The organism is Pseudomonas sp. H3_C08, from assembly GCF_054669455.1.
The window spans coordinates 507,607-521,197 of the sequence record NZ_CP162803.1 but is presented as its reverse complement, the minus strand read 5'-3'; the positions used below and the strand labels follow the sequence as shown (position 1 = coordinate 521,197).

General features: G+C 60.3%; 14 protein-coding genes. All 14 read right to left on the bottom strand.

The window, feature by feature from the left end; all coding sequences use genetic code 11:
• Positions 1-8 precede the first annotated feature (8 nt).
• The gene (locus tag AB4N74_RS02470; RefSeq protein ID WP_093439737.1) at positions 9-356 is read right to left on the bottom strand and encodes an Hpt domain-containing protein; all 348 of its coding nucleotides are present in this window, start codon (positions 354-356) and stop codon (positions 9-11) included.
• 31 nt (positions 357-387) lie between these two features.
• Positions 388-2,091, bottom strand: a complete 1,704-nt coding sequence (locus AB4N74_RS02465; protein ID WP_320337440.1) for an ATP-binding SpoIIE family protein phosphatase — start codon at positions 2,089-2,091, stop codon at positions 388-390.
• A gap of 5 nt (positions 2,092-2,096) precedes the next feature.
• Positions 2,097-2,402: an STAS domain-containing protein gene (locus AB4N74_RS02460; RefSeq protein ID WP_093439728.1), complete on the bottom strand. Its 306-nt coding sequence runs from the start codon at positions 2,400-2,402 to the stop codon at positions 2,097-2,099.
• 190 nt (positions 2,403-2,592) lie between these two features.
• Positions 2,593-3,045 carry a flagellar export protein FliJ gene (gene fliJ, locus AB4N74_RS02455; RefSeq protein WP_122608304.1) on the bottom strand — a complete coding sequence of 151 codons (453 nt, stop codon included), beginning with the start codon at positions 3,043-3,045 and terminating at the stop codon, positions 2,593-2,595.
• A gap of 6 nt (positions 3,046-3,051) precedes the next feature.
• Complete coding sequence (gene fliI, locus AB4N74_RS02450; RefSeq protein ID WP_460098079.1) at positions 3,052-4,410, bottom strand: flagellar protein export ATPase FliI; 1,359 nt, start codon at positions 4,408-4,410, stop codon at positions 3,052-3,054.
• Positions 4,400-5,206 (bottom strand): flagellar assembly protein FliH, encoded by an 807-nt coding sequence (gene fliH, locus AB4N74_RS02445; RefSeq protein ID WP_460098077.1) that lies wholly within the window; start codon positions 5,204-5,206, stop codon positions 4,400-4,402. The genes fliI and fliH overlap by 11 nt, the downstream gene beginning before the upstream one ends.
• Before the next feature lie 4 nt (positions 5,207-5,210).
• On the bottom strand, positions 5,211-6,230 hold the full coding sequence (fliG, locus tag AB4N74_RS02440; RefSeq protein ID WP_016771079.1) for a flagellar motor switch protein FliG: 1,020 nt from the start codon (positions 6,228-6,230) through the stop codon (positions 5,211-5,213).
• The gene (fliF, locus tag AB4N74_RS02435) at positions 6,223-8,010 is read right to left on the bottom strand and encodes a flagellar basal-body MS-ring/collar protein FliF (RefSeq protein ID WP_093439711.1); all 1,788 of its coding nucleotides are present in this window, start codon (positions 8,008-8,010) and stop codon (positions 6,223-6,225) included. Before fliF ends, fliG begins: the two co-directional genes overlap by 8 nt.
• A 15-nt stretch (positions 8,011-8,025) precedes the next feature.
• On the bottom strand, positions 8,026-8,355 hold the full coding sequence (gene fliE, locus AB4N74_RS02430; RefSeq protein WP_007920044.1) for a flagellar hook-basal body complex protein FliE: 330 nt from the start codon (positions 8,353-8,355) through the stop codon (positions 8,026-8,028).
• Between the two features lie 128 nt (positions 8,356-8,483).
• A complete protein-coding gene (locus AB4N74_RS02425) occupies positions 8,484-9,875 on the bottom strand; it encodes a sigma-54-dependent transcriptional regulator (protein WP_460098074.1) in 1,392 nt (463 codons plus the stop codon).
• A 5-nt stretch (positions 9,876-9,880) separates the two neighbouring features.
• Positions 9,881-11,074 (bottom strand): sensor histidine kinase, encoded by a 1,194-nt coding sequence (locus AB4N74_RS02420; protein ID WP_177413071.1) that lies wholly within the window; start codon positions 11,072-11,074, stop codon positions 9,881-9,883.
• 125 nt (positions 11,075-11,199) lie between these two features.
• Entirely contained in the window at positions 11,200-12,675 is a 1,476-nt protein-coding gene (locus AB4N74_RS02415; protein WP_007920053.1) for a sigma-54 dependent transcriptional regulator, read from the bottom strand.
• Between the two features lie 172 nt (positions 12,676-12,847).
• Positions 12,848-13,144, bottom strand: coding sequence for a hypothetical protein (locus tag AB4N74_RS02410; RefSeq protein ID WP_016984299.1), 297 nt, complete (start codon positions 13,142-13,144; stop codon positions 12,848-12,850).
• Positions 13,145-13,155: 11 nt separating this feature from the next.
• Positions 13,156-13,554, bottom strand: a complete 399-nt coding sequence (gene fliS / locus AB4N74_RS02405; protein ID WP_093439698.1) for a flagellar export chaperone FliS — start codon at positions 13,552-13,554, stop codon at positions 13,156-13,158.
• Positions 13,555-13,591 lie beyond the last annotated feature (37 nt).

Here is a 13,591-nt window from a genome sequence, read left to right as displayed (position 1 = left end):
CGGCGGGATCAGTGCGTGTGAGCAGGATGTTTTTCGCTTTCATAAACCGGGCGAACTTCAGCAAATTCGCCACTGATCTGAGCGACCAGCTTGACTATTTCCGCCGGGCTCTTATTTTTGGCTTCCGACTCCAGCTCCTGGCAGAGCGCCGCCAAACGGACAGCCCCCATGTTGCTGGCGCTGCCCTTGAAGCTGTGGGCAACTTCCGACAAGGCCTTGGCATCCACCGCTTTTCGCAGATCAACCAAGCGACTTTCGGAATCCGTCAGAAAGGTATCCAGCAGCTCTGGATAACCATCCTCCATGACATCGCGCAGTACGCTCAGCGCCTCGCGATCAATATGTGTGTCAGTCACTTGTTCACTCCTTGATCAAGAATTGCGCGAATTATGCCTCAACCTCCCAGGAAAACTCCACGCAGGCACTACGACCTTCGTCCGACCAACTGGCGTTATGCCCCAATTGCCGGACCAGACTGACGCCGCGCCCCGACAAACGGATACCGTCCAGCGGCCTTTCCATGACTCGCGCCACATCAAAACCCTTGCCGCTGTCCTCAACGCGAATCACCAGGCGGCCGCCCTCGCCTTGTGGCTGCACCTGCAGATGCACACGGACAAAGCCATCCTGCAGCGCCTCCAGCCGATCGTTGCGCTGCTGATAATAGCGAGCAAAACCCGCCGCATCGCGCTTGAGGCTGGAGTCCAGACCCAGCACGCCATGTTCCAGCGCATTGGAATACAACTCGGCCAGCACGCTGTACAAAGCACCACTCTGCGCCCGCAACCCATGCACCTCAAGCAGCAACTGCAACAGGTACGGCAACGGATTGAAGCGCTTGAGCGTGGCGCCACGAAACTCGAAGCTCACCGACCAGTCGAGCGGGCACGACTGGCCGCTGTCGGAATACACCGGCGCCGACGGTTTGACCTGCGCCGGCTCCAGCAGGCTGACCTCGACCATGCTGACATCGTCGCGCGCCTCGCCACGAAAATCCCGCAGCGCCTGCTCGATATCCTCGAACAAGCGATCCGGCTCGCGATTGGCGGCGAACACCTGCTGCAAACGCTCGACGCCGAACAGTTGATCACTGGCGTCACTGGTGTCGATCACCCCGTCAGACAACAGAAACACCCGATCACCGGCGGCCATCGGATGCACTTCCGTACGATCATCGAACACCTGTGCACTCAGCACCCCCAACGGCAAGTGCCGCGCTGCCAGCGGCACACGCTCGCCAGTGGCAATCCGATGCAGATAACCGTCAGGCATGCCACCGTTCCACACTTCGACCGAACGCCGCTGAAAACTCAGGCACAGCAACGTGGCACAACAGAACATGTCCACCGGCAGGATGCGCTTGAGCTTGGCATTCATCTCGCGCAGGGTTTCCGCCAGGCCGTAGCCCTTGGCGGTCATGCCATAGAACACCTCGGCCAGGGGCATCGCCCCGACGGCTGCCGGCAGGCCATGGCCAGTGAAATCGCCTAACAGCACATGCATGTCCCCTGCCGGCGTGTAGGCCGCCAGCAGCAGGTCACCGTTGAACAAGGCATAGGGCGATTGCAGGTAGCGGATGTTCGGCGCACTCAGGCAACCGGAATGCGCCACTTTGTCGAAAACGGCTTTGGCCACACGCTGTTCGTTGAGCAGGTAATCATGGTGTTTGGCGATCAGGTCGCGCTGTTGCAGCACGGTTGCCTGCAAGCGGCGCAAGCGATCCATTGCCTTGATTTTGGCGGCGAGGATCACTTGGTTGTAGGGCTTCGCCAGAAAGTCGTCGCCACCAGCCTCCAGACAACGGGCCAGCGCTTCGCTTTCAGTCAGCGAGGTGAGGAAGATGATCGGCACCAGGGTTTCACCCGCCAGCGCCTTGATCTGCCGCGCGGCTTCGAAGCCGTCCATGACCGGCATCATCGCGTCCATCAGCACCAGATCGGGTTGCTGCCGGCGAAACAGATCGACCGCTTCGGCACCGTTGGCCGCCGTCAAGACGTTATGGCCCTGACGACGGACGATGGTCGACAGCAACAGGCGATCGGCGGCGCTGTCTTCGGCGATCAGTATGGTCAGCGGCTCCTGCGCCTGCATGGTCGTCAAGTGATGTCGAAGAGTTTGTCGAAATTGGAGATGGCGAGGATCTTCTTCACATCTGAGCTGCTGTTGACGACTCGCACGTCCGAGTTATCGCCGCCGGCGTGATCGCGCAGCAGGAGCAGCATGCCCAGTGCGGAGCTGTCGAGGTAGGTGGCTTCTTTCAGGTCGACCACAATGGATTCAGGCTTGGTGTCGAGCCGCTCATAGGAATCGCGAAATTCCTGATGGCGACCAAAATCAAAGCGACCCTTGACGGAAATCGTCAGCTTTTGACCATCCGGAGAGACTTCTGTAACGACTGACATTGACTGGCTTCCTTGTCATTGACGAACCTGTACAAGGTTTAGCACTTGGTAGACCCATGGGCAAGGTGCAACACCGGATCAAATGTGGGAGCGAGCCTGCTCGCGAAGGCGTCGTGCCAGTCAACAATTGAGTCAGCTGACCGAATGCATTCGCGAGCAAGCTCGCTCCCACAGGGTTTCGCGGTGCAATTTAGAAGGGATTCTGTCGCGGCAAACGCTGTGACAGTTCATCAAGCAACTTCTGCTCGCGCTTGTCTTCGAGGCGTTGCGCCTCTTCGCGATAACGCTGCACCAGTTTGCGCAAGCCTTCGACCTTGGCGAACGCCTGCTGCCATTCCTCACGGGCCTTTTCGAGCTTGTTCTGGTGCCAGACCAGACTTTGGCGCTGCTGGTCGACGGCGGTGTCGAGCTGCGCCAGAAAGCCCTGAAAACCGAGCAGCCATTGCCCGCTTACGCCGGTGCTGCCGCGCACGATCCATTGCTGCGAGTAATCCAGCCGGAAGGCATTGAGGTCAGCCAGTTTGCTTTCAGCGACTTTGACCTGGCCCTGAAAATAGCCCAGCCGTTGCACGGCAGTTTTCTCGGCCTGCTCGGCCATGTCCACCACCGGCGCCAGACGCGCGGCTCGACTGACAGTGGCCATGACCGGTTAGCCGCCGGCCGCAGGGGCGAACAGGGTTTCGAGATAGGCCTGGCTTTCGCCCATGTTGATTTTGTCGTTGAGGCCCTGACGCTGGTACCGGACCAGCTGCGGTTGCAGGGAAATCGCCAGATCGGTCTCACGGTCGCCGCCGGCAACGTAGGCGCCGACGCTGATCAGATCGCGGCTCTGCTGATAACGCGACCACAACTGTTTGAAGTACTGCGCGCGCTGCATGTGTTCCGGCGAAACCACCGCCGGCATTACCCGGCTGATCGACGCTTCAATATCGATGGCCGGATAGTGCCCTTCCTCGGCCAGACGCCGGGACAGCACGATGTGACCATCAAGTACGCCTCGAGCCGAGTCGGCAATCGGATCCTGCTGGTCATCGCCTTCGGACAATACCGTATAGAACGCGGTAATCGAACCACCGCCCTTCTCCGCATTACCGGCACGCTCAACCAGTTTCGGCAATTTGGCGAACACTGACGGCGGATACCCCTTGGTTGCCGGCGGTTCGCCGATGGCCAAGGCGATTTCCCGCTGCGCCTGGGCGAAACGGGTCAGCGAATCCATCAGCAGCAGGACGTTCTTGCCCTTGTCGCGGAAATACTCGGCAATTCGCGTGCAATACATGGCGGCGCGCAGGCGCATCAGCGGCGCATCGTCCGCAGGGGATGCGACGACCACGGAACGCTTGAGACCTTCTTCACCGAGGATGTGCTCGATGAATTCCTTAACTTCTCGACCCCGCTCACCGATCAGGCCAACGACGATGATGTCGGCCTCGGTGAAGCGGGTCATCATGCCCAGCAACACCGATTTACCGACACCGGTACCGGCGAACAGACCCAGACGCTGGCCGCGACCGACCGTCAGCAAACCGTTGATGCAACGGATACCGACATCCAGCGGTACGCTGATCGGGTCACGGTTGAGCGGGTTGATCGTCGGGCCGTCCATTGGCACCCAGTCTTCGGCCTTCATCCCGCCCTTGCCGTCCAGCGCACGACCGGCGCCGTCGAGGACGCGCCCGAGCATGCTCATGCCCATCGGCAAGCGACCGGTATCAGCCAGTGGTACCACACGGGCGCCCGGGGCGATGCCGGCAACGCTGCCGACCGGCATCAGGAATACTTTGCTGCCGGAAAACCCCATGACTTCCGCTTCGACCTGGGACGGGTGATAGCTGTCGTCATTGATTACCAGGCAGCGCGTGCCCATGGCGGCGCGCAGGCCTTCGGCTTCGAGGGTGAGGCCGACCATGCGCAGCAGGCGACCTTCAAGAATCGGCGCGCCGGCAATCTCGGTGGCCTCAGCGTAATTACTCAGGCGCTTGGCGAAACTGGTGCGTTCAAGGCGCATCGGGTTCGTCCGCGAGCGGCTCGTCAGGTGAGGCCGCCGGTTTTACGTCTTCGGGAATGTCCAGAGTCAGATCCGCTTCAGCCGGGTGCAACGCCTGCTCGTGCAACTGATCGAACAGTTTGGCCATGACCTGAGCGACGCGGGTTTCGATGCTGGCATCGATGCGGCTGTGCTCGGTTTCAACCCGGCAGCCACCCGGCAACAGCGCTTCGTCTTCGACGATGCGCCAGGTTTCCTCATGACGTTCGCGCAAGGCCTTGGCCTGCTCGAAGTCCTGCGGATTGACGTACAGGCGCACATTGTCGACGCCCAGCGGCAACAGCTTGAGCGCATCGCGCATGACGTGTTCGATCTGGCTGGAATCAATGGCCAGTTCGCGCTTGATCACCTGTTTTGTGATGTGCTGCACGAGGTCGACCAGCGACTTTTCGATCTGCGTATCTTGCTCGGCGATGGGCTCGAACAGGTTCGCCATCAACTGCTCAAGGCTGGCAAGTTTTGCCGCCAGCGCCACTTCAGCTTCCTGACGAACCTTGAGCGTGGCGCTGTGAAAACCTTCTTTTTCGCCGATGCCGAAGCCCTCGTTGTAAGCCTCCTGACGGATGCTTTCGAGTTCTTCCAGGGTCAGTGGCTGGACTTCTTCCAGCGGCACCTCTTCCATTTCCGGCGGTTCGGGTTCCGGCTCTGGCTCGGGTTCCGGTTTCGGCGGATCGAAGCTGGGCATGGCCCAGGATTCGAAACCACGGACATCGCGGGCACGGATCAGATCCGTCACATCGTCGTCGTGCTTGTCCATGGGCTTAGATCATTTCCTCGCCGCCTTTGCCACCGAGTACGATCTCGCCGGCTTCGGCCATACGACGGGCAATGGTGAGGATTTCTTTCTGCGCGGTTTCGACATCGCTGACGCGCACCGGGCCTTTGGCCTCGAGGTCGTCGCGCAACAGTTCGGCAGCACGTTTGGACATGTTCTTGAAGATCTTCTCTTTGACGCCTTCGTCCGAACCCTTGAGGGCCAGCACCAGCACGTCCGAGGACACTTCGCGCAGCAACGCCTGAATGCCACGGTCGTCGACATCGGCGAGGTTGTTGAACACGAACATGAGGTCTTCGATCTGACCGGACAGGTCTTCGTCGACTTCGCGGATCGAGTCCATGAGCTGGCCTTCGATCGAGCTGTCGAGGAAGTTCATGATGTCGGCCGCACGCTTGATGCCACCCAGGGTGGTGCGCGAGGCATTCGAGTTGCCGGAGAACTGCTTCTCGAGAATCTGGTTCAGCTCTTTCAGTGCTGCTGGCTGTACGGTGTTCAACGACGAGACGCGCAGGATGATGTCCAGACGCACCTTGTGGTCGAAGTTGCCGAGCACTTCACCGGCCTGATCCGGGTCGAGGTACGCGACCACGATTGCCTGAATCTGCGGGTGTTCGTAACGGATCACGTCGGCAACGGCGCGCGGCTCCATCCATTTCAGGCTGTCGAGGCCACTGGTGTTGCCACCGAGCAGGATGCGGTCGATCAGGCCGTTGGCCTTGTCTTCACCCAGGGCCTGGGTGAGCATTTTGCGCACGTAGTCGTCGGAACCGACGCCGAGGCTGGTCTGGTCGCCGACGATATCGACGAACTCGCTCATGACCTGCTCGACCTGCTCGCGATGGACGTTGCCCATCTGGGCCATGGCCACGCCGACACGCTGAACCTCTTTCGGGCCCATGTGGCGCAGCACTTGTGCGGCGTCGGTCGAACCCAGGGACAGCAGCAGAATCGCGGCTTTGTCGACCTTGGTCAGTTTGACGGTAGCGGCTCGGTTATCACTCATCTGCGTTAATCCACTCTTTCACGACCTGAGCCACGCGACCCGGATCCTCGGCCACCAGACTCTTGATTGCATTCAACTGCGCGTCATAACCCTCACTTGGGCTCGGCAACAGAATGCTCTGCGGACCACCGAGGCTTACGCGGTCGTTGGCAAGGTCGCCGTCCAGGCCGCCCATCCCACCGAGTTCCACGTCGCTGCCCAGACCGGCCAGCTCCTTGCCTTTGCCGCCGCCGGTAATGTTGTTGAGCACCGGACGCAGCACACCAAACACCAGCACCAGGATGAACAACACACCCAGCACTTGTTTGACGATGTCCCAGAACCATGGCTGGGAGTAGAACGGAATATCGGCAATCACTTCGCCGCGCTCGGCGGAGAACGGCATGTTGATCACGCTGACGCTGTCGCCACGACTGGCGTCGAAACCGACGGCGTCCTGGACCAGACGGGTGAAACGCGCCAATTCGTCGGCGCTCCACGGCGCGCGTGTGGTTTCGCCGTTGGCCGCGTTGACCTTGACCTGATCGTCGACAACCACCGACACCGACAGGCGATTCAGGCGACCCTGCTGCTGTTTGGTGTGGCTGATGGAACGGTCGAGCTCAAAGTTCTTGGTCGATTGTTGACGCTTGTCTGCCGGGTATGGCGCGAGCATCGGCTGGCCGGTGGCCGGGTCCATGATCTGCTGACCGTTAGCGTCAACCAACGGCTGGCCTGGCTGCACCATAGCGGCCGGCGCTGCGGCGCCACCGGTGGTTTGCGGCGCCGAGGCTGGCGACGGCGGCTGGTTGCTCAGAGCACCCGGCACACCTTGCGGGCCATTGCTGGCGGTGCGTTGTTCGTTGACCGACTGCTCGCTGCGCAACGCCGGTTGATCCGGGTTGAACTGCTCGGCAGTCGACTCGACGGCATTGAAATCGATGTCGGCCGAGACCTCAGCCTTGTAGCGATCATTGCCCAATACCGGCTGCAGAATGTTGTGCACGCGCTGGGTGAGCATGCTTTCCATGCGGCGGCTGTAATCGAACTGCTTGCCGGCCATGGTCATTTCGGAGTTCTCCGCCTGATCAGAGAGCAGGTTGCCCTTCTGGTCGACGACGGTGATCTGCGACTTGCTCAATTCAGGAACGGAGGTGGCCACCAGGTTGATGATCGCCACCACCTGACCCGGCTCCAGCGAACGACCGGAATACAACTCGACCAGAATCGAAGCACTTGGCTTGCGTTCATCACGCACGAACACCGAACTCTTCGGAATCGCCAGGTGCACGCGGGCACCCTTGACGTTGTTCAAGCTGGAGATGGTCCGCGCCAGTTCACCTTCGAGGCCACGACGGTAGCGCGTCGCTTCCATGAACTGACTGGTGCCCAGCCCCTGTTCCTTGTCGAGGATTTCAAAACCGATGTTGCCGTCGCTGGGAGTGACACCAGCAGCGGCGAGTTTCATCCGCGCACGGGACAGGTCATCGGCCTTGACCAGCAAGGCGCCGGAGTTCGGTTCGACGGTGTAAGGAATGTCAGCAGAGGCCAGGGTGTCCATGACCTGCTTGGCGTCCATGCCGGCAAGGCTGCCGTACAACGGACGGTAATCCGGCTGCTGCGACCACAGCACCACGGCAAAGCCAATCGCCACGCTCGCAGCCAGGCCGACCAACAGGCCCACCTGACGCAGCATGGTCATCTCGGAGAGGTTTTCCAGGAAGGACAGGCCGAACAGCGGCGGTTTGCCGTCTATCGGGGTGGCCTTGGCCGGAACGTTATCGGCGACTGCTTCTGCCATGACTCAATCTCGTCCTTAAACCGGCATCTGCATGATGTCTTGATAAGCCTGAACCAGCTTGTTGCGCACCTGGGTCAGAGCCTGGAACGACACGCTGGCTTTTTGCGAAGCGATCATCACGTCCGTCAGATCGACGCCGCTCTTGCCCACTTCGAATGCGTTGGCCAACTGAGTCGACGCGGTCTGGGTATCGCTGACCTTGTTGATCGCCTGACCGAGCATGTCGGAAAAGCTGCTGCCTCCCAACTCAGGGACAGCGGTCGTCGATTTCGGCGCAGACATGGCATCCAGCTTCATGGCCTTCATGTCTGTCATCAACCGATTAAATTCAATACCTTGGCTCATGGTCTACTCTCTTGGGCGGCCCGCAATTTTTTGACACTCACTCGGCGGGTACACAGGTATTAGCAACAAGGGTGCCAGCTCATGGGCACCCCTTTCAGAAAAGCGTTTTCAAATCGTTGCGCCAGACGTCAGGTGGCGAACAGATAACCTTCGACGTCCATCCCGGCATCGCGCATTTGCGCCAGCTTGTAGCGCAGGGTGCGCGGGCTGATACCGAGCTTTTCCGCCGCCTCTTTACGTCGGCCGCGCTCGGCGCGCAGGGTGTCGATGATCATCTGAAACTCCCGGCGCCGCAGGTCATCGCCCAATGCACCGGCCGAATCCGCTTCGATTTCCACCTCGCGAAGCACCGCTGACACCGGCGCGACGACGGGCATCGCGGTGTACGTCACGGGACCGGCCAGACAGAAATCCTGCGGCTGAATCAAACCGCCCTGCTGCAAGATCAGCGCACGCTGAATGGCGTTATCCAGCTCACGCACATTGCCCGGCCACGGGTAAGCGGTCAGGCAAGCTTGCGCTTCAGGTGAGAGTTTCGCCGCCGCGTGCTTCATTTTATTGACGTGTTTGGCCAGCAACCTTTCGGCCAGCGGCAGGATATCGGCAGTGCGCTCGCGAAGTGGACGCCAGGCCAAGGGGAAAACCGACAAACGGTAAAAAAGATCCTCACGGAAACGCCCCGCCGCCACTTCGCCCGCCAGATCGCGGTTGGTGGTAGCGACCACGCGAATATCCAGGGCAATCGGTTTACGCGCCCCGACGCGCTCGACCTCGCGCTCCTGCAACACGCGCAGGAGTTTGGCTTGCAGGCCGAGGGGCATTTCGGAGATTTCGTCGAGCAACAGCGTGCCACCGTCGGCCTGCTCGAACTTGCCGGCCTGTGCGGCAATGGCGCCAGTGAACGAACCCTTCTCGTGGCCGAACAACGTAGCTTCGAGCATGTTGTCCGGGATCGCCGCACAGTTGATCGCAATGAACGGCTGGCTGGCGCGATGGGATTGCTGGTGAATGTAGCGCGCCAACACTTCTTTACCGGTGCCGGATTCGCCGGAGATCAGCACTGTCGAATCGCTGCGCGCCACCCGCGCTGCCAGTTCCAGCAACTGCGCACTGGCCGGCTCGACGGCCACCGGACCGTCGCCGTCGCTTGTGCCAATACTGCCTAGCGCATGCCGTGCCACCAGATCCAGCAAGGCCTTGGGTTCAAACGGCTTGACCAGATAGTCGGCCGCGCCCTGGCGCATCGCATCGACCGCACGCTCGACCGCGCCGTGCGCCGTCATCAGCAACACCGGCAATTGCGGTTGGCGGGCCCGCAACAGCGAGAGCAACTGGTGACCGTCCATGCCCGGCATGTTGACGTCGCTGACCACCAGATTGAACGCCTCACGCGCCACCGCCGTCAGCGCGTCTTCAGCGCAGCCGACCGCGTGGTAATCGTGCCCGGCCAGCAACAACGTATCGGCCAGCGCCTCGCGCAATGAGCGGTCATCCTCGACCAGCAAAACCTTGATGCTCATGTCTTTTACTCAGCTCCGTGTACAGCGGAAAACAGCGGCAGGATCACCTGCGCGCACGTGCCGCGCCCGACCCGCGAACGCAGCAGCAATTCTCCCTGATGCGCACGGGCCACAGCCTTGACCACGGTCAGGCCGAGGCCGGTGCCGGTGACCTTGGTGGTAAAAAATGGCTCGCCAAGCCGCGCCAGAACCGCAGGCTCGATGCCGCTGCCACTGTCGCTGATACTCAGATGCAGGTTGTTGTCACGGGTGTAGCAATGCACTTTCAGGCGGACGTCGCCGACACTGGCCTGAATGGCGTTTTCGATCAGGTTCAGCAGCGCTCCGACCAGCGTGTCGCGGTTGCACAGCAGCTCACCGGCATGACTGTCGCACTGCCAGCGGATGGGCAGATCCTGGACATGCGTCAGCGCTGCCGCCTGCAGCGCCTGCATCAAGCTATTCGGGGTCAGGCGATCGGTCAGTGGCAACTCGCCGCGAGCGAAGACCAGCATGTCGCGCACCTGGTGCTCCAGCTCGTGCAGGCGCTCTTTCAGGCGCCCGGCGAAACGCTGCTGGGTAGCGACCGGCAATTGCTGCTCAGTCAAATGACTGGCGTAGAGCAAAGCAGCGGATAGCGGCGTGCGGATCTGATGGGCCAGCGAGGCGACCATGCGCCCCAGCGAGGACAAGCGCTCGTGGCGTGCCAGTTGATCTTGCAGATGACGGGTTTCTGTCAGGTCATTGAGCAGCACCAGTTGCCCCGGCTCGGCATCCAGCGAACGGGTGGCGATCGACAGGCGTCGACCATTTTTCAAGGAAACTTCATGACCGTCGTCTTCACGCGGGGCAAAGCAACGCGCAATCACATGGCGCCACAGCTCGCCCTCAAGCGGCAAGCCGAGCAGTTCGATAGCGGCAGGATTAGATTCGCGCACCATGCCGTGACCGTCGATGACGATGACGCCACCGGGCAACAGATCAAGGAGATTTTGCAGGCGGTTGGCCAAGCGTTCTTTTTCCGCCAGCTCCTGCATGCGCTGGGCACTGACGACTGCGAGCTCCCCCTTGAGCTCGGTCACCCGTGCTTCAAGCATGCTGTAGGAGTCCGTCAGTTGGCTGGACATCTGGCTGAACAGCTCGAATGCCTGCTCCAGGCCCTGTCGGCTTGCCTGCTCTACGGAGGACGGCTGCCCCTCGGGACTGGAGGCAGTAGACATCTGGGCGTGGGGCATTGTGCTTTCTCGCTTGGCTGACCGTCAGTTAAACGGAACGTTGCGAGGGCTGTAGCAATACCCGTGCCTAAAAAAAACTGCTTATAAATGAAGCAGTTGAAAAACAGGCGTCAATCCTCCGCCTGTTCATCTCCATCGCGCCGGCTCATGCCGTACTTGCGCATCTTCTCCACCAGGGTGGTGCGACGGATACGCAGGCGTTCAGCCGCACGCGCCACAATGCCATTGGCATCGTCCAGCGCCTGCTGAATCAGGCCTTGCTCCAGACCACCGAGGTAGTCTTTCAGGTCCAGGCCTTCCGGCGGCAGCATGGCGTTGGCGGTGAAGTCCGGCGTATGACCGTTGATCGCCACGCGCTCTTCGAGATCGCTGCGCAGGCTGTCGACCATTTGCTCGTCTTCGTCGTCGACGTAGCGGAATTTCTTCGGCAGCTCGACCACGCCGATCACCCCGTACGGATGCATGATCGCCATGCGCTCCACCAGGTTGGCCAGCTCGCGGACGTTGCCCGGCCAGCCGTGACGGCACAGCGACATGATCGCTGCCGAGTTGAAGCGGATCGAACCGCGCTTCTCGTGTTCCATGCGCGAGATCAGTTCGTTCATCAGCAACGGAATGTCTTCGACGCGCTCACGCAGCGGCGCCATCTCGATCGGGAACACGTTCAGGCGATAGTAAAGGTCTTCGCGGAAGGTGCCGATCTCGATCATGCTTTCGAGATTCTTGTGGGTCGCGGCGATGATGCGCACATCGACGCTCTGGGTCTTGTTGCTGCCCACGCGCTCGAAGGTGCGCTCCTGCAGGACGCGCAGCAGCTTGACCTGCATCGGCAGCGGCATGTCGCCGATTTCGTCGAGGAACAGGGTCCCGCCATTGGCCAATTCGAAGCGGCCGGCACGGCTGGTGATCGCGCCGGTAAAGGCGCCCTTCTCGTGACCGAACAATTCGCTTTCGAGCAGCTCTGCCGGGATCGCCCCGCAGTTGACCGGCACGAATGGTGCGTCGCGGCGCTTGGAATGGTAATGCAGGTTGCGCGCAACCACTTCCTTGCCAGTGCCGGACTCACCGAGGATCAGTACGCTGGCATCGGTGTCGGCGACTTGCTGCATCATCTGGCGCACGTGCTGAATCGCACGGCTGGTGCCGACAAGGCTGCGGAACAGATTGGGTTCGCGATGACGACCGCGCTCGCGTGCCTGGTCGTACATCTCGCGATAGACCTGGGCACGGTGCAGGGAGTCGAGCAATTTGCTGTAGCTGGGAGGCATTTCGAGGGTCGAAAGCACGCGGCGACGCTGGTCTTCAGGCAAGTCAACGGAAGAATTATCGCCCATCAACAAAACCGGAAGGAACTCATCCCAGGTTGAGAGTGTCTTTAGCAAGCCCAAAAGCGCACCAGGAGCATTAACCGTCCCGATCAGTACGCAAATGACCTCACGACTAGACGACAAAGAGCCGACTGCCTGCTGCCAGTCATGGCTGCCGCAGGGTAAATTTTCTTCGCCAAGAAAATTTAGAATCACCGCCAGGTCGCGGCGGCGGACGCTATCGTCATCGATCAGCAGAATTTTGGTTTCACGCCACATGCAATAGCAACTTCCCTAGTCAACTCAATGCCCAAAATAAGGGGCAAGCGAGACGCTTGCAGGACACCATGTGCCTGTAGACGCCTGAAATCTGAAAACAGCCACTAGTTAAGTCAAAAAACCGTGCACAGTCAAATTTATGGCGCACATGTCTGGATTAACTGGGGGTTAATTAACCAAACAGATGGTAAACCTTTGCCGCCTTTTGCGCTTGGGTGATCTGCGACATCTCGTTGGCTATCGCCTGCCGCTCACCCATGGCCACCTCGAGAAGCTCCTTGTAGACGTGGAGCAACTCCTCAAGGTTGTCGCGCAACGCGACCTCGTCCAGCGCAGCCTCAGCCATGACGTCTTCCATGCAGGAACGGCAAGCCAGATCCAGTTCACCAATGGCTTCCCAATTGCGTTCAGCGAGGGCAGTAACCAACGCTTCTCGGGTATCGGCGATTCGCTGCAATACAAGACTCATGACGATCTCCTTTAAAACTGCGGAGCAGGCACAGGGGCAATAGCATCCCAGCCTTCCTTGACCGTGCTCAGCAAGCCGGCAACCTCATCAAGAATGCGCAGGTCGCTGCTGATGTTCGCCTCGGCGAGGCGCTTCATCATGTAGATATACAGCCCGTCCAGATCAGCCAGAGTATCTGCGCTGTTCTCCAGATCAAGACCTTCACGCAGACCGCTGACAATGCCAATCGCCTTGCTGATCGAAGTGCATTTGCCAGGAATGTCCTTGCGCTCGATGGCGCCTTTGGCCTGAGCGATACGGGCCAGACCACCTTCCATCAACATTTGCACCAGACGGTGCGGGCTCGCTTCGGATGTCTGAGCGTGTGCGCCGACTTTCTGATACTGCCGAAGGGCTAACATCGGATTCATGTTCTACCTCATTGCCACAATGACTCGTATAACCAGT